Below are 25,272 nucleotides of genomic sequence, written 5' to 3' on the forward strand. Positions count from 1 at the left end.
CGGCGCGACTCAGGCCGCGGTATCCACCAGGACCAGTTCCGCATCGGTCGTCGCGGTGATGCTCAGGCGGGTCTCGTCGCGGATCGCGGCGCCATCGCCCTTGTTCAGCGCCTGGCCGTTGATCTGGACGCTACCGGCCGCCGGCACCATATACGCGTAGCGACCTTCGCCCAGCGCGTATTCCACCGTCTCGCCCGCCTTGACGCTGGCGCCCAGCACGCGGGCGTCGGTGCGGATCGGCAAGGCGTCGCCGTCGCCGGCCATGCCGCTGGCCAGGGTGACGAACTGGCCCGAGCGCTCGCCCTTCGGAAACGGACGGGTACCCCACGACGGCGCCTTGCGCTCGCCGTCCGGGATGATCCAGATCTGGAAGATCCGGGTGGCGTCCGGTTCGGCGTTGTACTCGGCGTGACGGATGCCTGTGCCGGCGCTCATGACCTGCACGTCGCCGGCTTCGGTACGGCCCTTGTTGCCCAGGCTGTCTTCATGGGTGATCGCGCCTTCACGCACATAGGTGATGATCTCCATGTCCGAATGCGGGTGCGCCGGAAAACCGGTGCCTGCGGCGATGGTGTCGTCGTTCCAGACGCGGAGCGCGCCCCAGCCCATACGTTTCTGATCGTGGTACGACGCAAACGAGAAGTGGTGCTTCGCGTCGAGCCAACCGTGGTTGGCGCCGCCGAGGCTGGCGAAGCTGCGGACGTCGATCATGTCGTGCTCCCCCGGGATTACCGGACTGGATGAGTGAATGGGTGTATTTTCCTCTTCCGCACGCGTTGCGGCGCATCGTTCACCGGAACGGATCGTTTCCCGGACGACCTCTTGAGGGTTGCAATCCGGGTCCTCGCGGCCCATCTGGAACGCATGGGCGGTCCGTCCGCCTCCCCACTTTCTGAGGTGTTCGCGGATGATTCCGTTTTCGGTGCTCGACCTGTCCCCCGTTGCCCGTGGCTCCAACCCGGGCGAATCGCTGCGCAACTCGCGCGATCTCGCCCGCCACGCGGAGTCACTGGGTTTCCACCGATACTGGCTGGCCGAGCATCACAACATGACCGGCATCGCCAGCGCGGCCACCTCGGTCGTGATCGGCTATATCGCGGAAGGGACGAGCACGATTCGCGTAGGCTCGGGCGGCGTCATGCTGCCCAACCATGCGCCGCTGGTGATCGCCGAGCAGTTCGGTACGCTGGCCTCGCTATACCCGGGTCGTATCGACCTCGGTCTGGGTCGCGCACCGGGCACCGATCAGGGCACGGCCCGTGCCTTGCGTCGCTCCATGGGGCCCAGCGACGACCGTTTCCCGGACGACGTGCAGGAACTGCAGATGCTCCTGGGCCCGCAGCTGCCTGGTCAGACGGTGCGTGCCGTGCCGGGCATGGATACCAACGTGCCGATCTGGTTGCTGGGTTCCAGCCTGTTCAGCGCGCAGCTCGCCGCGCACCTCGGCCTGCCCTTTGCCTTCGCCTCGCATTTCGCGCCCGACATGATGATGAAGGCGCTCGAGGTCTACCGGCACATGTTCCGTCCGTCCGCCGTGCTCGATAAGCCCTACGCGATGCTCGGCATCAACGTGGTCGCGGCCGACACGGATGACGAAGCACGCAAGCTGTTCACCTCGCAACAGCAGGCGTTCTGGAATCTGCGTCGTGGCGCACCGGGTCTGTTGCCGCCGCCGGTGAATTCGATGGAGGGCGTGTGGACGCCGATGGAGAAGGCGCAGGTGGACCATGCGCTGTCGTGTGCCGTGGTCGGTTCGCCCGACAGCGTCCGCGACGGGCTCGAGGCGTTCATCGCGCGCACCGGTGCCGACGAGCTGATCATCACCGCGCAGATCTTCGATCACGAAGCACGCAAGCGCTCGTACAGCATCGTGTCCGCGCAGCACGCGGTGCTGGCCGCTCGCGCCGCGGCCTGAGGCTCACGTGCGCGTCGTCCTGGACACCAACGTCTGCCTCGACGCGTTCGTCTTCGGCGATCCGCGTGCCGCGACGCTGCTTGCGGCGATCGAGTCAGGCGACGTCGAGGCGGTGACGCGCGCGGATTGCCGCAACGAATGGTTGGCGGTGCTGGACTATCGGGCGTTGAAGCTGGAACAGGCGCGACGCATGGCGGCCGAGATGTTCTTCGATCGCCTCGTCGCGGTGTTGCCCACGGAAGTGCCCGCTGTGAAACCGCCACGCTGCCGCGATCCGGACGACCAGAAGTTTCTCGAACTGGCAATGGCATCCGGCGCCGCGGTGCTGTTCTCCCGCGACGCCGAGGTGTTGAAGCTAGGCAAACGAACCGCGCGCGAAGGCTGGTTCCAGATCCTGAAACCCGAAGACTGGCAACGCACCCCGTAGGAGCGCGCCCCGCGCGCGAAAGCCCGTCTACCTCAGTCCACCGGCACCAGCGCGATAAAATTCCGCAAACTGTAATAAGCCTCATGCCTCGGCCATTCCACGGACGCGATCGCCTTGTGCCCCGCCGCCCATGGCTCGTTGTCGAGCAACACCTCGACCTGCGACTTACCGTCGCCCACGTTGCCGTAAAAGATGCGAATCCAGTGCACGTCGTTCGTCAGCGGCGCGGTGGCGATCGCCGCCTCGAGAGCCGACAACCCGTCCTCCGGAATCTGCACTGGCGCATCCTGCTCACCACGCAGCGTGAAATCGCCGACGTAAACGGTAAACCGATGCGCGCCGGCGGTCAGCTCATGCACGGCCAGCTTACGCTTGTCGACCAGATGCCAGCACGCGGCCAGCACGACGTAGAAATCGTTACGCGCGAAGCTGTCCAGCGCATCGCGGCAACCCGCTTTGCCCGTGCCGATGCCACCGAAGCTCTCTTCGATCGTGCGCTCTTCGTCCAGGACGATGTCGATGTCCAGGCGGCCCATGCCGCCATCCTTGCCTTCATGCCAGATGCCGCGCAGCGCGGGAAAGTCGTCGCCCTCGGTCAGCAGCCAGTCTTCGTCCGGCTCGAGGCCTACCTCGTGTTCGGCGAAAAGGTCGATCAGGTGGTTCTGGATAAGACGGTCCATGGTTCGTCCGTTCGGGGAATGGGGTAATTATGCGTCGTCGGCGAGCTTGCCGAGCGCGACAGCGGCCGCCGGATTGCGTTCCTTGGCGGCGGAAATGAAGAAGACGAAGGCATCGCGCGGCTGGCCGGACGCCTGCGGCTCGGCGACATGCGGCAGGTCAGCCGGGTCGTCGCCTGCCGTCCACGCCGCCGCGTGGGCAGCCCATGCCTTCAGTTCCTTCGCGGGATAGCCGTGCTTCTCCCTGGCCCGGCTGCGCATGAGCCGCGCGTAGACGAAGGGGCCGGTCAGATCCGCGAATGAGGGATGATCGGGAGAATCGGTGAACACAGTGGCGACGCCACGGTCCCGGGCCAGCGTCAGCCAGCGCTCGTCCATGAAGCTCTCGTGGCGCACCTCGACAGCGTGGCGTAATGCCACGCCCTCATGACGATCCGGCAGCAGGTCGAGGAAGCCGGCGATATCGTCGGGATCGAACTTGCGTGTGGGCAGGAACTGCCAGAGCACGGCTCCCAGCCGGTCACCCAGGCCGATGGCGCCATCGAGAAACCGCCCGATCCGCTCGCCCGTCGAGGCGAGGGCGCGACTCTGCACGATATGCCGCGGCGCTTTCACCGAAAAGACGAAATCTTCCGGCGTTTCCGCAGCCCAGCGTCGATACGTGTCGATATCGGGCGATCGGTAGTAGGTACCGTTGATCTCGATGGCCGACACCTGCCTGCTGGCGTATTCGAGCTCCCGCTTCTGGACCAGCCCCTCCGGATAGAACGGCCCGCGCCAGGGCGCGAACGTCCAACCGCCCATGCCCGTATACAGGCGGCCCGGGGCCTTTTTCGTCGGTTTGGAACGTTTCGTCGCCATCGGGCGATGCTCGCAAGGCCATGGTGGAGAGCACGTCTTTACATGCGCCGGCGCATACGCTTCGGCGATACTGGGACGATGACACCCATCCGAATCATGACCGTCGACGATCATCCGCTCCTCCGTGAGGGGATCGCGGCCGTGATCGAAGGCCAGCACGGGCTCACCCTGGTGGCCGAAGCGGGTAGCGGTGAAGAAGCCATCGAACGCTACCGGGCGTATCGCCCGGACCTTACCCTCATGGACCTGCAGATGCCCGGTATCGGCGGCATCGCGGCGATCGAGGCGATCCGCGCCGAGTTCCCCGACGCCCGCATCCTGGTACTGACGACCTACCGCGGCGACGTGCAGGCACTGCGTGCGTTTCGCGCGGGTGCGCAGGGTTACCTGCTGAAGAGCGAGCTGCGCAAAGAGATGCTGACCACCATCCATCAGATCATGGACGGCAAGCGACGCGTGCCGGAAGAGATCGCCCAGGAAATGGCCGGTCATGCCGGGGACGACGAACTCACGCCGCGCGAAACCCAGGTCATCACTCACGTGGCCCGCGGCGAGGCCAACCGCGACGTGGCCTCCTCACTCGGCATCGCCGAGGAAACGGTCAAGGCGCACATGAAGAGCATCCTGGCGAAGCTGCAGGCCAACGACCGCACCCATGCCGTCGCCATCGCGCTTCGGCGCGGCATCATCGAACTCTGAGGCGTCAGCCCGGGGACTGTCCTTCGATGAATTTGATCTGAGAATCATTCGCACTTACGATGGCCGCTTTTCCGCACGCCCGGTGGCCCTCTCGTTATGACCGCTCGCCCGCGCCGCTTTCGTGCCTGGCTGAAAACGCTGCACCTCTGGCTCGGGCTCACGCTGGGCCTGTTGCTGGCGCTGGTGACCCTGTCCGGCAGCGTGCTGCTCTTCGAGGAGCCGCTGTTCGTCGGCAGCCACCCCGCGCTCGCCGACCGGCCCCTGCCCGACCTGGCCAGTCAGGGGCATGGGCTTTCGGCCATCCTCGCTTCACCCGCGGGCAAGGGCATGCGCGGCGTCTCGCTGCCCGACGCCGAACTTCCCGTGTGGGAAGCCCAGGAACGCGGCGGCGATCGCGCGTACTACGACGCAGGCACGGGCGAGCTGCTGCTGAAGCGCAAGCTGGCTGGCGATCCCCTGCTGATGCTGCTCGACTGGCACACGCACCTGCTCACGGGCGAGGTCGGTGAAGCCGTGCTGGGCGTGGTCGCCTTCACGGGCCTTTTCATGCTTTTCTCCGGCGTGTGGCTGTACTGGCCGGGCCGCCAGCGCGCGATCAGGCATCTGAAGCCGCACACGAATCCGCCCACCCTTCGCTGGGCAAGCTTCCACCGTGCGGTGGGCATCGTCGCCCTGCCCCTGCTCATCGTGATGATCGGTACCGGCACCACGATGGCTTACCGCGGCGCCGTGCGTAACGGTCTCGCCGCCGCCTTCAGCGAGCCGGCGCGCCCGAAACCGCCGAAGGTCGCCCCGGCCTCCGTAAGCATCGACTGGGCCCGCGTGCTCGTGGCGGCGCAGGCCGCCGCGCCGGATGCCGTGATCACCCGCCTGATCCTGCCGTCGAAGGAAAGCGGTACCGTGGTGGCCCGTATCCGCCGTCCCGGGGAATGGAATCGCGCCGGCCGCAGCTCGCTGTGGATCGACCCTGCCACGGCGACCGTGCTGGGCGGCGACGATGCGACGAAGCTGGGGCCAGGCGGCCGCCTGGCCAACGCGTTGTTCCCGATCCATTCCGCCGCCGTGGGTGGCTTGCTCTGGCGCGTCGTTGCCTGTTTCACCGGCCTGCTGCCGATGTTTCTGCTGGTGACGGGGTTTCTGTTCTGGCGGGCACGTCAGCGAAGGCCTAAAGCCAGGGACCGGTAAGCCGCGGCACCGCGCATTCCGTGCCATCGCCGCGACAGAATCCCGCCCCTCCACGGTCCCGCGCGGCGCCCTATCCTGCGGATCTCCAGTCCCAGGGAATCACACCATGCGCCGCACCCTGTCCGCCCTCGCCGCCTGTATCGCCCTGCCCGCCTCCGCGGCCATGAACCCGGCGTGGACCGAGCCGGTCGCGCCGCATGTCATCTATGGCAACACGTACTTCGTCGGCACCAGGGGACTGTCCTCGATCCTGATCACCTCACCGCAGGGCCATGTGCTGATCGATGCGACGCTGCCGGAGAACGCGACGCTGGTTGAAGCCAATATCCGCAAGCTCGGCTTCCGCATCGAGGACATCAAGCTGATCCTCAACTCGCACGCGCATGCCGATCACGCGGGCGGTATCGCCAGGCTGGCGCGCGATACCGGCGCACCGGTGCGAGCCACGGCGGCGGCCGCCAGGGAACTTGCTCTTGGCGGCAACGACGTGGACGATCCGCAGCACGGGGAAGCACCGTTGTATCCCGCGGTAAAAGCGACGGGAGACATCGTGGAAGGCAGCGTCGTCCGCGTTGGCTCACTCACGCTGACGGCGCACCTCACGCCGGGACACACGCCGGGAGGCACGGCGTGGACATGGCAATCGTGCGAGGGCGCGGCGTGCAAGCAGATCGTGTTCGCGGATAGTCTCGGCGCCTTCGCCGCGGACGGCTATCGCTTTGCGGATCATCCCGCGTATGTCACGGCTTACCGGCAAGCCATCCAGCGCCTCGGGGCGTTACAACCGTGCGATGTGCTGCTCGCGCCGCACCCGGAACAGGCCGAAGGCAAGACCTGCGCCACCTACGCCGATGCAGGCAGGCGGAAACTGGAAGAGCGCCTGGCGAAAGAGACGGCTCACTGACGCTGCATCTCCGTCGCCACTTGCCGCGGGGCCGTTACACCTGCCGCGTCAGCATCGATGCGATGCGCGCGTCTTTCTCCGCCCAGAGCTCGTTGACCCATGTCTGAAAGCGCTCGCGGAACACGGCATCGCCTTCGTAATCGCCGCGCATGGCGGACGGGATGGGGATGCGACGGATGTGGATGCGAATCTCGCGGATGCGTCCCGCGATCATGTCCATCATCGAGGTCGGACCATCGGGGTAAACGATGGTCACATCGAGAATCTGCCGTATCGCATCGCCCATCGCGTCGATGACGAACGCGACGCCACCCGCTTTGGGACGCAGCAGATGCTTGTACGGCGAACCCTGCGCGTCGTGCTTCGCCGGCGTGAATCGCGTGCCTTCGGTGAAGTTCATGATCGCGACCGGCAGGTGACGGAACTTTTCGCACGCGCGACGCGTCGCCTCGCGATCCTTGCCGCGCAGCTCCGGCCTGGCCTCGAGTTCCTGGCGTGAATGACGCTTCATGAAGGGGAAATCGAGCGCCCACCAGGCGGGTCCGAGCAGCGGCACCCAGATCAGCTGGCTCTTCAGGAAGAAGCGCATGAACGGAATGCGGCGGTTGAACACTTTCTGCAGCGCCGGAATATCGACCCAGCTCTGGTGATTGCACACGACCAGGTAATTCTCACGTGGACTGAGGTCCTGGTCGCCCTCGACCAGCCAGCGCGTGCGAGTGAATACGCCGAACATCCAGCCATTGAAGCCAAGCCAGCTCTCGGCGATCCACACCAGCATTCTCGAAACGCCCCGGCGCAGGACCTGCAAGGGCAGGATCAGGCGCACCAGCGTCAGCAGAAACAACGGCGTCACATGCAGCACCGTGTTGGCGAGCAGCAGCACGCAGGCGAGGGGTATGCGCAGGAAGGCGGGAAGCGAGGCGAGCATGAAGGGCCGGCTTGGTGGAGATGGCGCAGTTTACAGGGTCGGCGCGCTCATTGACCCGCCAGCTTGCGGGTGACCGAATCCAGGCTCTGTTTCACGCTGTCGATTCCCTCCCAGGGGTCTTTCTTCAGTCGGGCCAGCCGCTTAGGCGTGGACCGGATGTCGAACGCCGCGCCTGAGCGCACCTTGCCAAGCTCCTCCCAGCGCAGCGGTACCGCCACGGGGGCGCCGGTCCGCGACCGCAGCGAGTAGGACGCCACAGCGGTGGCGCCGCGTCCGTTGCGCAGATAATCGACATAGATCCTGCCTTGCCGGAATCGCTTGGTCGCGGTCGCGACGAACTCCAGCGGGTGCGCCGCGGCGAGCGCTTCGGCAAACCCGCGCGCGAAAGCCTTCACTTCTTTCCACGCCGCGCCGGGATTCAGCGGGACGACGACGTGAAGGCCCTTGCCTCCCGTAGTGCGAACGAACGACACCAGTCCGAGGTCGGCAAGGAAACCGCGCGTCATCCGTGCCGCGGCCACGACGCGCGACCACGCGACGTCGTCACCCGGGTCAAGGTCGAACACGACGCGATCCGCCACATCGGGACTGTCGACGTGCGAGCCCCAGGGGTGAAACTCCACGGCGCCGAACTGCAGCAGTTCCATGACGCCCGTCTCGTCACGTGGATACAGATAGACCGCCTGCGCACCCGTCTCCTCCTTGAGCTTCGCCTGACCCGTGTGCTCAAGGCCCGCCACCATGTGTTTCTGAAAGAAGCACGGCGAGTCGATGCCACCGGGACAGCGGATGGTCGAGGTCGGGCGGTCATGGATGCCGGGCAGCAGCCATGGCATGACGTGCTTGTAGTAGTCGACGACGTCCTGCTTGCTGATCTTGTCAGCGGGAAAGACGAGACGGTCCGGATGGGTGATGGTAATCGTCCTGGCGGGATCGGGTTTCGACGCCGCCTTCTTCCCGGTTCGCTTCGTCGTCTTGTCGGCACTGCGTTTTTCCGACGACGCGCGATCGCTGTCGCCCAGATCCTCGACGGACTTGTCGACGCGCAGGGCCTTGAGGCTAGGCTGACGCAGAAGTGTCTTGCTGCCGATGCCGCGGAAATAGACTTCGGCGACGACAGTGGGCTGGACCCATAACGCGCCACGCAGCATCGGGTCGATGTTCTCGATGCGCACCCCGGGTTTTTTTGTGCCGCCTCTGGCCAGCGTGTCGCCGAGGTCGCGCAGCATCGCATCGGTAAAACCCGTGCCCACGCGACCTACGTAGGTCCAGCTTCCTTTTCCGTTCGGTCGCGCGAGAAGCAACGATCCGAACGCAAGTCGCGAGCCCTTGGCCGGCGTGTATCCGACGACGGCGAACTCGTCGCTCTCCAGCCGTTTGATCTTCTGCCAGTCGTCGCCGCGCCCGCCGTGGTAACCCCCGTCGACACGTTTGGCGATGATGCCTTCGAGCTTCTGCTCCATCGCCATGGCGAAGACATCGTCGCCATGGCCCACGGTATGCGAGCTGAAACCAAGGTGGGCGGGTGCATGAGCGAGCAGGCGCTGAAGGAGTGCCTTACGCTCGATCAACGGCACGCGACTCAGGTCGTGTCCCTGAATAAAGGGGAGGTCGAACAGCATGTAGACCAGCGGCGCCTGCGCCTCACCGGACAGGGTGCGCTGCAGCGCGTTGAAGTCACTGCGGCCTTCGCCATCCAGTGCGATGAGTTCGCCATCGAGGCGCGCGCTGTCCAGGCCGAGCGCTTCCAGCGCCTGCACGATCTCGGGCAGGCGCTCGTTCCATGGCAACCCGTTACGCGACCACAGCCTTGCCTTCCCCTTGAGCAGTGTCGCAACGATGCGATAGCCGTCCCACTTGACCTCGTGCAGCCACGCGTCGCCCTGCGGTGGCACCTCGCGCAGACGCGCAAGCTGAGGAGCGAAGAAGTCGCCGGACGCCTTTGCCTTGCGTGAGCCGTCGAGCGCCACCGCCGCCTTCGTCAGCACGGCCGTGGACACCTTGCGGACCTTCGGGACGACCTTGTCGCGAGCCGTGGACCGGGCGGCCGCACTGCGCTTCGCCGGGGTCTTCGCGGCACGACGCGTGCTTTCGCGCATCGTCGCATCGAGCAGGTCGTCGGCTTCGACATCGCCGGCATACGCGTCCTCGGCCTTGATCAGGAACCATGCGGGCTGGCGTTCCTTCCTGCCGCTGCGTACCAGGTGCCACGTTCCCTTGAGCCGTTCGCCGAACAACTCGAACACCAGATGTCCCTTGTGCAGCTGAGCCTCGGCGTCGCCACGGGTTGCCCATACGCCGCGGTCGAAAAGATCGACATGACCCTTGCCATACCCTTCGGCGATATCGCCTTCGAAGTCCGCGTAAGACACCGGGTGATCCTCCACCTCCACGGCGAGGCGCTTCACCTTCGGGTCATAACTCGGGCCCTTGGGCACGGCCCAGCTGCGCAGCGTATCGCCTACCTGCAGACGAAAATCGAAGTGACGACGTGAAGCATGGTGCAGCTGGACGACGAAGATGGCACGTCCGGCGCGAGCGGAGCCTTCGGGAGCCGGCTCGCGCGTACGTCCGAAGTTTCGCTTGCGCTTGTACTCGTGCAGGCTCATCCCGCGATCATTGATGACGTGCGGTGAATGCGCCGTGGAGCGGGCAGGGCGCCGACATCCCATTTTCAGAATCGCCGTATGGGGTCGCGTCGGGCTGACAGGCAGAGTGGCCGGGCCCATTCCCGAGCGAGTCCCCTCATGTGCTCCTGCCCCTGCCGCGCTTCCTTCCTCGCCGTCGTCATGGCTGTCGCCGCGTCCGTCACACCGGGGCCGGCATCGGCACGTTGCGTCACCCATCCGTCGCAGGGCGTCGGTCAGGCCCTTTCCTTCGGGACGGTATCCGTGCCGGCCGAGACCGCGCGCGGTACGGTGCTCGCGGAGAAGAGCACAGCCGCGTGGAACGCACCCCAGTTCAAATGCATCAAGCCGACGCGTACGGGCAGCCTGGCCTTGTTCGGCTCACCCAGTGCCCTGGGCGACAACATCTATGAAACCAACGTGCCCGGTGTCGGCATCCGTGTCTATTTCTTCAACAGCAGCTACGGTGAGCGTGTCCTTCCGGAGCGCGAATTCATCCCCTGGACCTTCAAGGGTCAGCTGTCGAACGCTCACTTCCGCGTGCAGTTGATCAAGACGGGCGAGGTCACCACGGGCGGTAACCTGTCTACCGGGACGCTGGCACGTGCCGGATACGACGACCAGTCTCAGGTCTGGGTCGATCTTATGGACGCGCGTATCGAGCCGCAACGACCGACCTGCGCCTTCGCCTCCAGGCACCTCGTCTTCGCGCTCGGCAATGTCGACGCACGCGATCTCAAGCTGGCGGGCAGCAGTCACTGGGCGACGCAGTCGCTGGTCGTCACAGGATGCACGAACGCCACGCAGATGCTGATGAGTTTTACCGGCACGCCCGACGCCAACGAGGCGTCGCTGTTCAAGCTGAGCGGCTCGGGGGCGGCGACAGGCGTCGCCATCGAGCTACGCAGCGACGACCCCGACGCCCAGGCGCTCCCCAATAACCCGACTCCGCTCGTCCTGCCCGTCCGCACGGAAGGGCAGCAGCTGGGGTTTCGGGCGCGGTACCGGACGACGGGGGCGGACATCGCTCCCGGTGTCGCCAATGCTCACATCACCGTCAATGTGGCTTATCGCTGAGGTCGAAACCGCCAGGAGCCACGTCCAGAGTTGTCGATCAGGTCGTGCCATCGCTAGGCTGCGGTTTCGACCGCCAAAAAGCCCACCGACATGCGCCGTTCCGATGTCCCTTCGATCCTTCTGCCGCGCCGCCGGTTCGTGCAGGGGCTGACTACGGCGGGCGTCGGTCTCGGGTTGGGATTGATCCGGCCAGCCTGGGCCACGGAGCCGATGTCGCCGGCGTCGTTATTGGCCGGCAACGCCATGGACCTGGAGATTCGCGAAGCTTCCGTGGACTTCACGGGCCGGGCGCGCCGTGCGGTAACGGTCAACGGCGGCGTTCCGGGTCCGACTTTGCGCTGGAAGGAGGGCGAGACCGTCAGCCTGCACGTGAAAAACCATCTCGACACGACGTCATCGATCCACTGGCACGGCCTGATCGTGCCCGCCGATCAGGACGGCGTGCCTGGCATCAGTTTCGACGGCGTCCCGGCAGGATCCAGCTTCACCTATCGCTTTCCGGTCCGGCAGTCGGGTACGTACTGGTACCACGCGCACAGTCGATTTCAGGAACAAAGCGGCCTGTATGGCGCGATCGTCATCGAGCCGAAAGAGGGTGAGCGTCACGTCGCCGATCGGGACTACGTTCTCCTGATCAGCGACTGGACCGACGAAGATCCCGAACGCGTCTATGCAAAGCTGCGGACCCGGAGCGACGTCTACAACTACGGACAGCCGACGCTATCCGATTTCCTCCGGGATGCACGGGCCAAAGGCCTGGGCGAGGCCGCGTCGATGCGCAGCATGTGGAATCGCATGCGCATGAATATGAGCGACCTTGCCGACGTATCCGGCGCGACCTACACGTACCTGGTGAATGGAGCGACTCCGGCGGCCAACTGGACAGGTCTGTTCCGGCCCGGCGAGCGCGTGCGCCTCCGGCTCATCAACGGTTCGTCCAATTCGATTTTCGACCTGCGTATTCCGGGGCTGCGCCTGCGTGTGATCGCAGCCGATGGTCAGGACGTCGAGCCCGTGCTGGTGGATGAATTGCGACTCTCTGCGGCCGAGACATACGACGTCATCGTGGAACCGGGCGACGATCGCGCCTACACGATCTTCGCTCAGTCCATCGATCGCTCAGGCTACGCGCGCGCCACGCTTGCGCCGCGAGAGGGTATGGCCGCCCCCCTACCGCCGCTCGATCCGCGCCCACGGCTGGCCATGCGCGACATGATGGGTTCGATGGCGGATGACGCCGCCGATGACAGCGGCATGGTCATGGCTCGCCACGCGCGTTCCGAGTATGGAGCCGGCGTGGACATGCGCGTGGACATGCCGCGCACCAACCTGGACGACCCGGGCGTCGGCCTGCGCGATCGTGCGCATCGCGTCCTGACCTATGCGGACCTGCATACCCTCGGCGGCGCGCTCGATACGCGCGAGCCCTCGCGTACGATCGAACTTCACCTTACCGGCAACATGGAACGCTTCATGTGGTCGTTCGATGGCCTGAAATATTCCGAGGCGAAGCCGGTGCATTTCCGCTCGGGCGAGCGTCTTCGCGTGACGCTGGTCAACGACACCATGATGAATCACCCCATTCATCTGCACGGCATGTGGAGCGAGATCGAATCTCCCGACGGCGCGTTTCAGGTACGCAAACACACCGTCAACATCCAGCCCGCGCAACAGGTGAGCTATGCGGTGACGGCGGACAATCCCGGACGCTGGGCGTTTCACTGTCACATGCTCTATCACATGGAAGCGGGCATGTTCCGCGAAGTGGTGGTGTCATGACGTGGCGTGCCGCGCTGGTCGCGCTGGCGATGATGCCGGGTATCGTCGCGGCCCAGTCCATGAAGGACATGCAAGACATGCAGGGCATGCAGGGCATGGATCATTCGACGATGCATGACGATCCGCCGCCGGCCGCGTCCGCACCCGCGGCATCGCCTGCGGACCCGCATGACTCGCCGGACCACGCCGGTCACGACATGAGCGGCATGGCGGGCATGGCGGGCATGGGCCACACGAGCAATAACGCGGGGATGGAAATGGGCCCCATGCAGGGCGGCAAGGCGCCGGCCGATGCGCGCAGTGGCGACTGGTCCGACGGCGTGGCCCCGATGTCGGCGCACGATATGCGCATGATGGACATGGACGACACGTCATCCACGGGCATGTTGCTGATCGACAACCTCGAGGCTTATGCGGGGCAGGGTGGTCACGGGCAATCGTGGGAGGCGGAGGGCTGGTACGGCAACGATCGCGACAAGCTCTGGGTTCGGAGCGAGGGCGATCGAAGCGACGGCCGTCCGCAGGACGGTGATGTGGAAGTGCTCTGGAGCCACGCCGTCGCGACGTTCTGGGATACGCAGCTTGGCGTGCGGCGTGACATCGGCGCCGGCCCGAAACGGAACTGGGCGGCGTTCGGCGTGCAGGGCCTCGCGCCGTACTGGTTCGAGGTCGAGGCCACCGCGTACGCGGGCCAGGGCGGGCGTACGGCTGCACGGGTTCGCGTGGAGTACGAACTGCTGCTTACGCAGCGATTGATCCTCCAGCCGGAAATCGAGCTCAACGCTTACGGCAAGAACGACATCGCCCGTGGCATTCGATCCGGCATCTCCAGCGTCGACGGCGGCCTGCGTCTGCGTTATGAAATCCGCCGGTCCGTCGCCCCGTATGTGGGTGTCGCCTGGGAGCACCTGACCGGCGGCACGGCGGATCTGGCCTCGGGCCGCGGTCAACGCATCACCGACCGCCGCTGGGTGGCCGGCGTTCGTCTCTGGTTCTAGGCACTCAGCCGACCGGCTTCGACAACAGTCCGGCCATGACGACGTCGAGGCTGGTGGTCCCCTTGATCGCGTCGGCGCCGAAATCGATCCAGCCCTCGTTGAACCCGTCGATCATCCGCATCCGCGGCGTTGGGTTGCTCATGCCGTCGGCGGTGAATCGCGCGGCCCACGTGGCGCGTGGCACCAGACGCGCACGCACGTCACGTCCGAGCGCCCTGGAGAATGCCGCGGCGATATCGTTCGGGCTGACACGCCCGGCTCCTTCCAGCTCCACCACGCGATGGCCTTCGCAACGTTCGTCGAGCAGGGACGCCGCCAGCTGGCCCACATCCCTGGTAGCAACCATCGCGATCTTCCGGTCCAGAGGTGCCAGGAAACTGTCGATGACGCCGTCATCGCGGGCCGAGGCCACATCCCACCGCGCGTTCTCGAGAAACCACCCCGCCCGCAGGAAGGTGACGGGAACGGGCAGGCCGCCGAGCACCCGTTCCATGCGGGTGAGCCGCGACAGCAGGTTCTCCTGCGTCGCGTCGGCACCGATGGTCGACAGTGCGACCACCTGTTTCGGCCGGGCGGCCAGCAGCGCGTCGTAGATGGACGCGATGGCCGGATCCTCGGCCGTCAGAAAATCGGGCGCGGGATCGAAGACCGGCGGGAGCAGGATGAACACGGCTTCGGCACCGCTGAAGGCGCGCGACAAAGCGGCCGTGTCATGAAGCTCGGCGACCGCGACTTCCGCGCCGCGCGCGACGAAGGGCTCCGCCTTGCTCGCATCGCGCACGACGGCGCGGACCGGCCTCCCTGCGGCGAACAAGGCATCGGCCAGCGCGCTGCCGACCTGGCCCGTGATTCCGGTGATGGCGTACATGATCTTTTTCCTGGGGCGTGGGGACCGGGAGAAGATTAGTGAGTGGCCAGTCGTGACTGAAGCGACCTGTGTGCAGTTCTTTCATGATGTTATGTCATGAGTGAACGTGGCATCCTCCGACCGTGCGTTCACCCGCAAGGTGCCCCCCCATGTCCACCGATGGCCGATTTCTCGGCAACCTTTCCGTGCTGGTCTCGGTCGTGGAGACCGGCAATTTCGCCCGCGCCGCCGAGGCGCTCGGGCTGTCGCCTTCGGGCGTCAGCCGCGCCATCGGCCGGCTCGAGACGCGCCTGGGCGTGCGCCTCCTGCACCGGACGACACGCTCGGTGAGCCTGACCGACGAAGGCGAGCGTCTCTACGACCGCGTAAGCCCTCTGCTGTCGGGGATCGAGGACGCGGCATGGTCGGCCGCCGGCGATGCACAGGCCGTACGTGGACGCCTTCGGGTCAGTCTCGATCCGATGTTTTCCTGGCAGATCGTGGCACCGCGACTGGAGGCCTTCCTTTCGCGCTACCCCGGTCTCGAGGTTGAGATCGTGACGCGCGACGACCTTGGCGACCTGATTGGCGAGGGCATCGACGTCTCCGTACGCTTCTGCGAACCACCCTCGTCTTCACTCGTGGCGCGCAAACTGCTCGATACCCGTGTGCTGACCGTTGCCGCGCCGTCCTACCTCAAAAAGCACGGTCGGCCGTCGAACCCGTCCGAGCTTGCGGCACACCGCTGCATCCAGTTCCGCGATCCGGTCACCCGGCGCCCGTTCGAGTGGGAGTTTCATCGGCGCGGCAAGGTGGTGCCCGTGCAGACGACCGGCCCTTTGCTGGTCAACGACTCGGGAACGATGTACGCCGTGTGCCTGGCCGGCGCGGGTGTGGCGCAGGTACTCGCCGCCAGTGTCCAGAGCGCCCTGGCCGACGGCCGGCTCGTCGAACTGTTTCCCGAGTGGAACGGCGAAACCTTCCCTCTCTATGCCTTCTACCCCTCGCGCCGACACGCACCGCCAAAGGTCAGGGCATTCGTGGACTTTTGTGTGTCCCTCGTCACGAATAACGATATTCTACCCGGATAAAACGAGCACTAAGTCGGCATTTCACAACCCGCCCGAGACAAGGCGGCATCGCCTCGTTTAATATGCCGAAAAAGCGCAGGCCACGTACGTCGTCGCCGCGCTGAGTCCTCAGGGGGGCTTCCCGATAGCTGTCTTTTCCACTCGGTTCCGATGCCGGGTGCGCCCCTGCGTTTGCATGCGCTCTAAGGAAGACCGCCCGAATGAACCGTATCTATCGTCTGTGCTGGAACGTCGCCACCTGCCAGTGGGTCGCCGCCAGCGAACTCGCCCGCAACAGCCGCCCCGCCGTCGCCGGCGGCAGCCTTTCGCGCGCACCGCGCCTCGCGGCCATCGCCGTGGCGGTGTCGCTCGCACTGAGCGCCACCGGCGCCGCGCAGGCGGGGCAGACGGGCGGTCAGGTGTCGGCCGGCATCGGCACGATTCATACGGACGGCACGACCACGACGATCAACCAGACCACCCAGCGCCTGTCGCTGAACTGGCAGACCTTCGATATCGGCGCCAACGAAACGGTCAACTTCGTCCAGCCGGGAAGCGACGCCATCGCCGTGAACCGGATCCTCGGTAACAAGGCGTCGGATATCTACGGTCACCTCAACGCCAACGGGCAGGTCTGGCTCATCAATCCGAACGGCGTGTTGTTCGGTGAAGGTGCGCAGGTCAACGTGGGTGGCCTGGTGGCGTCCACGCTGGACACCTCCGATGACGCGCTCACGTCCGGCACCCGCACCTTCAGCGGCAACGGTAAGGGCAGCGTCGTCAACAAGGGCAGCCTGCGCGCCGCCAGCGGTGGTTACATCGCGCTGCTCGGCAACAGCGTATCCAACCAGGGCACGGTCTCGGCTCAGCTGGGTACGGTGGCGATGGGCGGCGGCAGCGCCATCACGCTGACCTTCGACGGCAGCCGCCTGATGCATCTGCAGGTGGATCGCAGCACGCTCGACAACCTGGTCGAGAACCGTCAGCTGGTGCAGGCCGACGGCGGTCGCGTCTTCATGACGGCGGGCGCGGCGGACTCGCTGCTGGCCAGCACCGTGAACAACACGGGCGTCGTGCGCGCGCAGACCGTCGAAAACCACAACGGTCAGATCGTTCTGCTGGGTGGCATGAAAGCCGGCCACGTCAACGTGGAAGGCACGCTCGACGCCAGCGCGCCGAACGGTGGCGATGGCGGTACGATCGAGACCTCCGGCGCTTACGCGCACATCGGTGCGGCGGCCATCACAGCCAGTGCGCCGAAGGGCAAGTCGGGCACATGGCTGGTCGATCCCTATGACCTGACCATCGACGCGACCGCCGCGAATACGATCTCCACCACGCTCAACGGCGGCACCAGCGTTACCGAGCAGACGACGGCCACCGGCGCCAGCGGCCAGGGCGTGACGAACGCCTCCGGCTCGGGCGACATCACCGTCAACGCGCCGATCGCCTGGACCAACGCCAGCGCCACGCTCACCCTCGACGCCTACCGGGCGGTCAACGTCAACAGCGCGATCACCGGCGCGGGTGGCGTCGTGATCAAGGCCAACGGCAACGGTGGCAACGGCAACATCACGCTGGGCACGGCGGGCACGATCGCAGGCGGCACCGGCGTCACGCTGACCGCGGCGAACCAGTTCATCAACAACGCGGGTGCCAGTGCGTTGTCGTCCGCTTCCGGCAAGTGGCTGGTGTATTCAGCCAGCCCGACGAGCGACACGCGCGGCGGCCTCACCCCGCAGTTCATCCAGTACAACGCCGGGGCGGGCGCGACGCCCCAGGGCACCGGCAACGGTTTCCTCTACCAGCTCGCGCCGACGGTCGCGATCACGGCGCTGACCGGTACGGTTGAGAAAGCGTACGACGGCACCACGGCCGCCAGTCTGACCGACGCCAACTTCACCCGGACCGGCCTCGTCGACGGCAACACGATGCGCGCTGTGGCCGGTACGTATGCGAGTAAGGACGCGGCGAGCGGCATTGTCGTCACCGCCCCCTCCGCGACGTCGGCCTATACGTTCGCCGACGCGACCGGCGCGATCCCCGTCTACGGCTACACCGTCACCGGGACAGGCCAGACGGCCAGCATCGGCCTGATCGATCCGAAGCAGCTCGGCATCGCGATCGTCAACAACCCGACCAAGACGTACAACGGGACGCAGACGGCGACGCTGACGTCGTCCAACTACCTGACCAGTGGCCTGGTGTCGGGTGAGAGCATCACGTTCAGCCAGCCGAACAGCGTGCTCTACGATTCGGCCAGTGCGGGTGCGGTCAATATCACCGCCAACTTCGTGGCATCGAACTTCGTCGCCGCCAACGGTACCAACCTGGCCAACTACGCGTTGCCCACGGTCGCCACGGGCATGGGCACCATCAACAAGGCCAAGGTTCAGCTCTCAGGCCTGATCGGTACCGACAAGATCTACGACGGCAGCGCGGTCGACACACTGGATAAGTCGCGCGCCTCCATCTTCGGCGTGATCTCGGGCGACACGGCGGACGCGACGCTCGACACGAGCGCCGGCGCCGGCCTGTTCGCGAACGCCAATGCCGGCAACGGCAAGTCGGTCACCGCGACCGGCTTCCAGCTGGTCGGCAGCAAGGCGTCCAATTACGACCTGGTACTGCAGTCGGACATCACCGCGTCGATCACGCCCAGGGCGTTGACCATCAACGGCGTGTCCGCCGTGAGCAAGGACTACGACGCCACCACCGCGGCGGCTCTGCTGTTGCAGAATCCCCAACTGGTCGGCGTCGTCGGTTCCGACGCGGCCACGGTTTCGCTGGTGACCACGGGCGGCACGGGTACCTTCGCCAGCAAGAATGTCGGCACGGGCATCGCTGTGTCGGCGAGCGGCTTTTCGCTGGCGGGCAACGGTCTGGGCAACTACACACTGACCCAGCCGACCGGCCTTTCCGCCAATATCGCCCAGCGCCACCTCGACCTGAGCATCATCGGCAACCCGACACGCCTCTACAACGGCACCACGACGGCCAACCTGGTGGAAGGCAACGTGCAGATCGTCGGCCTGCAGGGCGGCGAGACGGCGACGGTGAAGCAGGCGTCGTCGGCTTCCTACGACAGTGCCAACGCGGGTTCGCGTACCGTCACGGCGCACCTGGAAGGTTCCGACTTCACGCTGGGCAACGGCGCGTCACTGTCGAACTACAGCTTCACCAGCGACATCGTGGGTGCGGGCACGATCGCCAAGGCGCCGCTCACCTGGACCATCGTCGGCAACCCGTCGCGTCAGTACGACGGTACGACCGCCGCCACGCTCAACGCCAGCAACTATCAGGTGTACGGTTTCATCGCCGGCGAGGGCGCCACGGTCAATCAGACCGTCGGTACGTATAGCGACAAGGACGTGGGCACGCGCGACGTCACCGCGGCCGTCGGCACGAACAACTTCGTGGCGACCGGGAGCACGCTGCTCTCCAACTACGTGCTGCCTACCAGCATCAGTGGCTACGGCACGATCACCCAGCGCGACCTCGGCGCGCTGTCGGTGGTGATCAGCGGCAACCCGACCCGTGCCTACGACGGCACCCTGCTGGCGACGCTCATCGCGGGCAGCCCGACCAGCGGCGGCGACTACACGATTACCGTCAACGACCCCGCCAGGGCATTCGCGCCGGGCGAGGGTGTCTACATCACCAAGACCACGGGCACGTACGCGAGCAAGAACGTCGGCAGGCAGCCGGTCAGCGTCTCGCTCGCCGACTCCGACTACACGCCCTACGGCGGCACCGACCTTTCCAACTACACGCCGCTGCCCACCGCCGCCTACGGCACGGGCGAGATCACGCCGGCATTGCTGACCGCTGCGATCATCAATACGCCGACGAAGGTGTACAACGGCACCACGTACATCTCGCTCACGGCGGACGACTACGCGATCTCCGGTTTCGCCAACGGTGAGGGCGCGCAGATCGTTCCTTCGAAGTTCGTCGACTTCGACAACCGCAACGTCGGCACCGGCAAGACCATCACGGCCCAGATGGCGACCACGTCGTACCTGGCCAACAGCGGCACCGACCTGTCCAACTACACGCTCGATCTGACCGCTACCGGTCCGGGTGCGATCACGGCGGCGCCGCTGTACATCCTCGGCGTGTCGGCGGTGAACAAGACCTACGACACGACGACCGCCGCCACGCTCAACAGCGCTGGCGCATCGCTTGTCGGCCTGGTCGCCGACGACGCGAGGAACGGTACGGTCACGCTGACTCGCGGAACGACCGGCACCTTCGCCACCGCGGACGCGGGCACCGGCAAGGCCGTGACGCCGCTCGGCTTCTCGATCTCGGGCAGCGACGCCGGTAACTACGCGCTGCAGCCCCTCACGGGCCTGACCGCAACGATCAATCCGTACACCCTGACGCTCACCGGCATCACGGCGATCAACAAGACCTACGACGGCAACAGCACGATCGGCCTGAACTCGAGCGGCGCCGTCCTCGGCGGCGTGTTCTCCAGCGATCAGGGCAATGTCGCCCTCGACGCCACCGGCGCCACCGGCACCGTTCGCTCCGCGAACGCGATCTCCGGTCAGGCGGTCACCGTGACGGGCCTCGGCCTGAGCGGCAGTCGTGCGTCGAACTACCGTATCGACCAGTTCAGCGGTCTCACCGCCGATATCGCCAGGCGCGCCGTGACGGCATCCATCACCGGCAATCCGACCAAGCCGTACGATGGCTCGGACTCCGTGACCCTGCTGGCGAGCGATTACACCCTCGACGGCTTCGTCACCGGCCAGGGCGCCACCATACCGCAGTCGTCCACCGCGAATTACGTCACGGTGAACGCCGGCAGCCATATCGGTCTGAAATCCACGTTGTCGGTTTCCGATTTCGTCGCCGACAGCGGTACCAATCTCTCGAACTACTCGCTGCCGACCGCGGCCACCGGCACGCTCGGCACCATCACGCCGTTCATCATCAACCTGATGAGCACGCGGGTCTACGACGCCACCGTCGGCGCGGACGCTTCCCTGTTCACCTCAGGCGGCACGGTCGCCGGTGTCAACGGCGAGAAGCTGACGCTGACCGGCTCCGGTAACCTGGTGACCAAGAATGTCGGCTCGAAGCGTGCCTTCGCGGACTTCGGCACACTGACCCTGGGTGCCAGCGGCGGCAGCACGGCCAGCAATTACACGCTTGCCGGCGGTATCGACTGGGTGACCATTACGCCCGCGTCGCTGACCGTGATCAACACGACGGCGGCGGACAAGGTCTACGACGGCAACACCGTCGCGCAGTTGAGCGGTGCGACGCTCCAGGGTGTGCTCGGCAGCGATACCGTGACACTCGATGGGGCGACCACGGCCACCGGTACGTTCGCCAGCAAGAATGTCGGCACGCGTGGCGTCACGACGTCGATGCAGGTGACCGGCAACGACGCGACCAACTACGTCGTGATTCAGCCGACGGATATCTCGGCGACGATCTCGGCGAAGGCCATCACCGCCACGGCCACCGCGCAGAACAAGCAGTACGACGGTACGACGGCAGCGACCACGGCGCTGGCGTCCGCCGGTGTGGTCGTGGGCGACACGGTCACGTTCGCCAGCACCTCGAGCAACTTCGACGGCAAGGATGTCCAGGACGGCCGTACCGTCACGGTCAACGGCATCACCAAGGGCGGCGGAGACGCCGGCAACTACACGCTGAGCAACAACAGCGCGACGGCCACGGCCAACATCACTCCGCGCGTGCTGAACCTGTCCGGTTCGCGGACCTACGACACCACGACGGCTGCGTCGGCCGGTACGCTGAGCCTCGGCAACCTCGTCTCCGGCGAATCGCTGGTGTTGGGTGGCGCAGGTACTCTGAGCAGCAAGAACGTGGGCACCTACAAGAACGGCGCCGGCTTCGATGCGAGTGGTCTCACGCTCGGCAACAATGGCGCCTACCTGGCATCGAACTACACGCTGACCGGCGGCACGTATAACTACACCGTCAACAAGGCGACACTGAGGGTTACCGGTACGTTCGCGGACAGCAGGACCTATGACGGCACCCGCGATGCGGCGCTGCACGGCTCCGTCCTGGAAGGCGTACTGGGTGCCGATGTCGTCACGATGACCAACACGGCGCTCGGTACGTTCGATACGAAGAACGTCGGCACCAACAAGGTCGTGACCACGGCCATCGGCATCGACGGCGCCGACAAGAACAACTACACGATCGTCCAGCCCACGGACGTCCGCGCAGACATCACGGCCAAGGCGATCGCGGTGGCCGCCACCGGCGTGAACAAGGTCTATGACGGCACCACCGCGTCGGGCGCCACGCTGGGCAGCACTGGCCTGGCATCGGGCGACAAGGTGACGTTCAGCGCGTCGACGAATACCTTCGATACCAGGGACGTGGGCGACGGCAAGCTGGTGTCGCTCACCGGGATCACCGCAAGTGGCGCCGACGCCGCCAACTACACGCTCAGCAATACGGCGGCCACGACGCATGCGAACATCACGCCTTACATCATCAGCCTGACGGGCACGCGTGCCTACGACCAGACGACGTCGGTGGCGGCGAGTCTTTTCGGTACCAACGGCGTGGTCAACGGGGTGAACGGCGAGAAGCTGGTCCTCAGCGGCGCCGGCACGACCAGCTCGAAGAACGTCGGCACCTACAACCGGGCGGCCGATGGCACGGGTAATCTGGGGTTGGGCAGCCTCGCGCTGACGGGCATCGATACGGCGAGCGCGGGCAACTACTCGCTCGCCGGTGGTGTGGATCGCTTCGTCATCACGCCGTATGCGCTGACCGTGACGGCAACGGGCGTCGACAAGGTCTACGATGCCTCGCGCACCGCGTCGGTGTCGCTGGCGGGGGATCACATCTTCAGCGGCGACGATCTGAGCCTCGGTTACACGGGTGCGCTGTTCAGCGACAAGAACGCCGGCGCGAACAAGTCGATCGCCGTGACGGGGATCGGTGCGTCGGGAGCCGATGCAGGCAACTACACCGTCAACACCACGGCATCCGCCATCGCCAGGATCAGCCCGAAGAACATCACGGGCAGCATCGTCGCCGACAGCCGCACCTACGACACCACGACGAACGCGACCACGCACGGTACGCTCACCGGCGTCATTTCCGGCGACAGCCTGTCGTACAGCTCGACCACCGGCAGCTTTGCGGACAAGAACGCTGGCGCTGACAAGACGGTGACCGTATCGGGCGTACTGGCCGGCAACGATCTGAACAACTACGTCGTCACCGCCAACACGACGACGACGGCGTCGATCGCCAGGGCCAGCGTCATCGTGAGCACGGTCGCGAGCGACAAGGTTTACGACGGCAACACGGGCGCCTCGAGCGTACTGTCCGCCAGTGGCGTGCTCGGCAGCGACGTCGTCACCTTTTCCAGCAGCGGGGCCAGCTTCGACGACGCCAACGCGCGTACCGGCAAGACCGTGACCACCAGCGGTATCGCCGCTGGCGGCGCCGACGCGGGCAACTACGTCTGGAATACGAGCTCGACGACGCTCGCGGCGGTCACGCCGTATGTCATCGATCTGCACGGCGAGCGTGTCTACGACGGCTCGACCGCCATCGCCGCCAGCGCGTTCGCCGGCGACTTCCAGGTGGACGGCATCAACGGCGACACCCTTACGCTCTCGGGCGCGGGGTCGGTCGCCGACAAGAATGTCGGGACCGGGAAGGGCCTCGTGTCGCTGGGTACGCTCGGCCTGCAGGGCAACGGCAGCGCGCTGTCGACCAACTACACGCTGGTCGGTGGTTCGCACTGGGCGACCATCACGCCGAAGCAGATCACCGTCGACGCGCAGGGCTCCACGAAGGTCTACGACGCGAATACGCTGGCCACCGCCGCGCTGTCGTCCACGGGCGTCATCGGTGGCGATCAGGTGGTCTTCAACGGCACCGGCGCGCTCTATGACACGAAGAACGTCGGCACTGGCAAGACGGTTACCGTCACCGGCATCTCGGCCTCCGGTACCGACGCCGCCAACTACACGTATAACGCGACGGCGCTGACCACCGGCGACATTACGCCCTTGACCGTGCTCGGCACGATCGGCGCTCACGACAAGACCTACGACGGGACCACCACGGCGCAGACGCAGGGAGCGCTGACCGGTGTACTCGCCGGCGACGATCTCGGTATCGCATCCCGCGGCGACTTCGTCGACAAGAACGCGGGCACGGCCAAGACGGTGAACGTCGCCGGTACCCTCACGGGTGCCGATGCGGGCAACTACACGCTGAGCAGCAACGCCACGACCACCGCCGACATCGGCAAGGTCGTGCTCGATCTGACCGGTACCCGCGTCTACGACGCGACGGCCATCGCCGGTGCCGCGATGTTCGGCAACCAGGGCGTGATCGCCGGTATCGCGGGTGAGTCGCTGACGCTCTCCGGCGCCGGCGTGCTGGCCAGCAAGAACGTCGCGACCCAGCGCGCGCTGTCCGGGCTGGGCACGCTCGCGTTGACGGGCAACGGCACGACGCTCGCCGACAACTACACGCTGGTCGGTGGCCGCGATGTGGCGACGGTCACGCCGCTGGGCGTCACCGCCGGCATCGCTGCCGACGACAAGGTCTATGACGGCGGCACCGGCGCGGTGACGCATGGGACGCTCACCGGCGTGCTCGCCGGTGACCAGGTCAGCCTCTCGACCTCGGGGAGCTTCGTCGACAAGAACGCGGGCAACGGCAAGACGGTGAACGTGACCGGCGGTATCGCCGGCGGCGACGCATCGAACTACGCGCTGACCTTCAAGCCGCAGACCACGGCCAGCATCACGAAGCGTTCCGTCGTCGTCACCGCGGTCGGTACCGACAAGTACTTCGATGGCAACAGCACCGACCGCGCGTTGCTCGGTACCAGCGGCATCCTGCCGGGTGACGTGGTGAACTTCATCGCGGGAAGCGCGCTCTTCGCCGATCCGGCGGTCGGTCTGCGCAAGCCGGTGTCGGTCAGCGATATCGGCGCGACCGGCGTGGATGCGGGCAATTACGCGTTCAACACGACGGCCGACACGGTGGCGAACATCAACCAGAACTCGTCGCAGGGTGCCTCGGCTACCGCGCTGACGCAGATCGATGCGGTGCTCAATCCGGACGCGATCGCTACGCCTTACGGTGTCGCCTCCAACGTCACCGTGGGTCAGTACAGCGGCAACCACAAGAAGACGCGTCAGCCGGTGGAGAAGAACGCGCAGCGCGCGGACTTCGTGCCGGGCCTCTCCCTGCAGGTGGTTGAGGGCGGCGTACGCGCGCCGGCGGATGCGATGCATTGA

16 protein-coding genes are annotated in these 25,272 nt (G+C 66.0%); 10 read left to right on the forward strand and 6 right to left on the reverse strand.

The features are described from left to right. Positions 1–9 precede the first annotated feature (9 nt). Positions 10–711, reverse strand: a complete 702-nt coding sequence (locus J2X57_RS17285; protein ID WP_036116793.1) for a pirin family protein — start codon at positions 709–711, stop codon at positions 10–12. Positions 712–907: 196 nt separating this feature from the next. Between J2X57_RS17285 and J2X57_RS17290 the strand changes: the two genes are divergently transcribed. Beyond that, on the forward strand, positions 908–1,915 hold the full coding sequence (locus J2X57_RS17290; protein WP_309868986.1) for an LLM class flavin-dependent oxidoreductase: 1,008 nt from the start codon (positions 908–910) through the stop codon (positions 1,913–1,915). A gap of 7 nt (positions 1,916–1,922) precedes the next feature. Next, entirely contained in the window at positions 1,923–2,342 is a 420-nt protein-coding gene (locus J2X57_RS17295; protein WP_309868988.1) for a putative toxin-antitoxin system toxin component, PIN family, read from the forward strand. A 32-nt stretch (positions 2,343–2,374) separates the two neighbouring features. On the opposite strand, the gene J2X57_RS17300 is transcribed toward J2X57_RS17295, so the two are convergent. Both J2X57_RS17300 and J2X57_RS17305 read right to left on the reverse strand, forming a co-directional pair. Then, complete coding sequence (locus J2X57_RS17300) at positions 2,375–3,022, reverse strand: DUF6348 family protein (protein WP_309868990.1); 648 nt, start codon at positions 3,020–3,022, stop codon at positions 2,375–2,377. 27 nt (positions 3,023–3,049) lie between these two features. Further along, positions 3,050–3,880 (reverse strand): DUF72 domain-containing protein, encoded by an 831-nt coding sequence (locus J2X57_RS17305; protein WP_309868992.1) that lies wholly within the window; start codon positions 3,878–3,880, stop codon positions 3,050–3,052. A gap of 78 nt (positions 3,881–3,958) precedes the next feature. Between J2X57_RS17305 and J2X57_RS17310 the strand changes: the two genes are divergently transcribed. The 3 genes from J2X57_RS17310 to bla all read left to right on the forward strand — a co-directional run bounded on the left by J2X57_RS17310 (position 3,959) and on the right by bla (position 6,668). After that, the gene (locus tag J2X57_RS17310; RefSeq protein ID WP_309868994.1) at positions 3,959–4,579 is read left to right on the forward strand and encodes a response regulator transcription factor; all 621 of its coding nucleotides are present in this window, start codon (positions 3,959–3,961) and stop codon (positions 4,577–4,579) included. A 96-nt stretch (positions 4,580–4,675) separates the two neighbouring features. After that, positions 4,676–5,764, forward strand: coding sequence for a PepSY-associated TM helix domain-containing protein (locus tag J2X57_RS17315; protein ID WP_309868999.1), 1,089 nt, complete (start codon positions 4,676–4,678; stop codon positions 5,762–5,764). A 106-nt stretch (positions 5,765–5,870) separates the two neighbouring features. Beyond that, a complete protein-coding gene (gene bla / locus J2X57_RS17320) occupies positions 5,871–6,668 on the forward strand; it encodes a subclass B3 metallo-beta-lactamase (protein WP_309869001.1) in 798 nt (265 codons plus the stop codon). Positions 6,669–6,702: 34 nt separating this feature from the next. Here bla and J2X57_RS17325 read toward each other — a convergent pair whose 3' ends face one another. Next, complete coding sequence (locus J2X57_RS17325; protein ID WP_036116782.1) at positions 6,703–7,599, reverse strand: acyltransferase; 897 nt, start codon at positions 7,597–7,599, stop codon at positions 6,703–6,705. A gap of 47 nt (positions 7,600–7,646) precedes the next feature. Continuing rightward, complete coding sequence (gene ligD / locus J2X57_RS17330) at positions 7,647–10,208, reverse strand: DNA ligase D (protein WP_309869004.1); 2,562 nt, start codon at positions 10,206–10,208, stop codon at positions 7,647–7,649. Positions 10,209–10,346: 138 nt separating this feature from the next. On the opposite strand from ligD, the gene J2X57_RS17335 reads away from it, so the two are divergent. From J2X57_RS17335 to J2X57_RS17345, 3 genes are all read left to right on the forward strand, one after another. Beyond that, positions 10,347–11,303: a fimbrial protein gene (locus J2X57_RS17335; protein WP_043691540.1), complete on the forward strand. Its 957-nt coding sequence runs from the start codon at positions 10,347–10,349 to the stop codon at positions 11,301–11,303. 90 nt (positions 11,304–11,393) lie between these two features. Next, a complete protein-coding gene (locus J2X57_RS17340; RefSeq protein ID WP_043691543.1) occupies positions 11,394–13,082 on the forward strand; it encodes a copper resistance system multicopper oxidase in 1,689 nt (562 codons plus the stop codon). Further along, complete coding sequence (locus J2X57_RS17345) at positions 13,079–14,080, forward strand: copper resistance protein B (RefSeq protein ID WP_309869007.1); 1,002 nt, start codon at positions 13,079–13,081, stop codon at positions 14,078–14,080. Before J2X57_RS17340 ends, J2X57_RS17345 begins: the two co-directional genes overlap by 4 nt. A 4-nt stretch (positions 14,081–14,084) precedes the next feature. Here J2X57_RS17345 and J2X57_RS17350 read toward each other — a convergent pair whose 3' ends face one another. Further along, positions 14,085–14,948, reverse strand: a complete 864-nt coding sequence (locus J2X57_RS17350; RefSeq protein WP_309869009.1) for an NmrA family NAD(P)-binding protein — start codon at positions 14,946–14,948, stop codon at positions 14,085–14,087. Between the two features lie 149 nt (positions 14,949–15,097). On the opposite strand from J2X57_RS17350, the gene J2X57_RS17355 reads away from it, so the two are divergent. Both J2X57_RS17355 and J2X57_RS17360 read left to right on the forward strand, forming a co-directional pair. After that, entirely contained in the window at positions 15,098–16,018 is a 921-nt protein-coding gene (locus J2X57_RS17355) for a LysR family transcriptional regulator (RefSeq protein WP_309869012.1), read from the forward strand. Between the two features lie 200 nt (positions 16,019–16,218). Next, positions 16,219–25,272 (forward strand): YDG domain-containing protein, encoded by a 9,054-nt coding sequence (locus tag J2X57_RS17360; protein ID WP_309869014.1) that lies wholly within the window; start codon positions 16,219–16,221, stop codon positions 25,270–25,272.

It is taken from the genome of Luteibacter sp. 1214, assembly GCF_031455395.1.
GTDB lineage: Bacteria > Pseudomonadota > Gammaproteobacteria > Xanthomonadales > Rhodanobacteraceae > Luteibacter > Luteibacter mycovicinus.

Bases quoted from the DNA above. Each gene is read 5' to 3' on its own strand.
- J2X57_RS17285 (WP_036116793.1), bottom strand. From the start codon at position 711: ATGATCGACGTCCGCAGCTTCGCCAGCCTCGGCGGCGCCAACCACGGT.
- J2X57_RS17290 (WP_309868986.1), top strand. From the start codon at position 908: ATGATTCCGTTTTCGGTGCTCGACCTGTCCCCCGTTGCCCGTGGCTCC.
- J2X57_RS17300 (WP_309868990.1), bottom strand. From the start codon at position 3,022: ATGGACCGTCTTATCCAGAACCACCTGATCGACCTTTTCGCCGAACAC.
- J2X57_RS17305 (WP_309868992.1), bottom strand. From the start codon at position 3,880: ATGGCGACGAAACGTTCCAAACCGACGAAAAAGGCCCCGGGCCGCCTG.
- J2X57_RS17310 (WP_309868994.1), top strand. From the start codon at position 3,959: ATGACACCCATCCGAATCATGACCGTCGACGATCATCCGCTCCTCCGT.
- J2X57_RS17315 (WP_309868999.1), top strand. From the start codon at position 4,676: ATGACCGCTCGCCCGCGCCGCTTTCGTGCCTGGCTGAAAACGCTGCAC.
- bla (WP_309869001.1), top strand. From the start codon at position 5,871: ATGCGCCGCACCCTGTCCGCCCTCGCCGCCTGTATCGCCCTGCCCGCC.
- J2X57_RS17325 (WP_036116782.1), bottom strand. From the start codon at position 7,599: ATGCTCGCCTCGCTTCCCGCCTTCCTGCGCATACCCCTCGCCTGCGTG.
- ligD (WP_309869004.1), bottom strand. From the start codon at position 10,208: ATGAGCCTGCACGAGTACAAGCGCAAGCGAAACTTCGGACGTACGCGC.
- J2X57_RS17335 (WP_043691540.1), top strand. From the start codon at position 10,347: ATGTGCTCCTGCCCCTGCCGCGCTTCCTTCCTCGCCGTCGTCATGGCT.
- J2X57_RS17340 (WP_043691543.1), top strand. From the start codon at position 11,394: ATGCGCCGTTCCGATGTCCCTTCGATCCTTCTGCCGCGCCGCCGGTTC.
- J2X57_RS17345 (WP_309869007.1), top strand. From the start codon at position 13,079: ATGACGTGGCGTGCCGCGCTGGTCGCGCTGGCGATGATGCCGGGTATC.
- J2X57_RS17350 (WP_309869009.1), bottom strand. From the start codon at position 14,948: ATGTACGCCATCACCGGAATCACGGGCCAGGTCGGCAGCGCGCTGGCC.
- J2X57_RS17355 (WP_309869012.1), top strand. From the start codon at position 15,098: ATGTCCACCGATGGCCGATTTCTCGGCAACCTTTCCGTGCTGGTCTCG.
- J2X57_RS17360 (WP_309869014.1), top strand. From the start codon at position 16,219: ATGAACCGTATCTATCGTCTGTGCTGGAACGTCGCCACCTGCCAGTGG.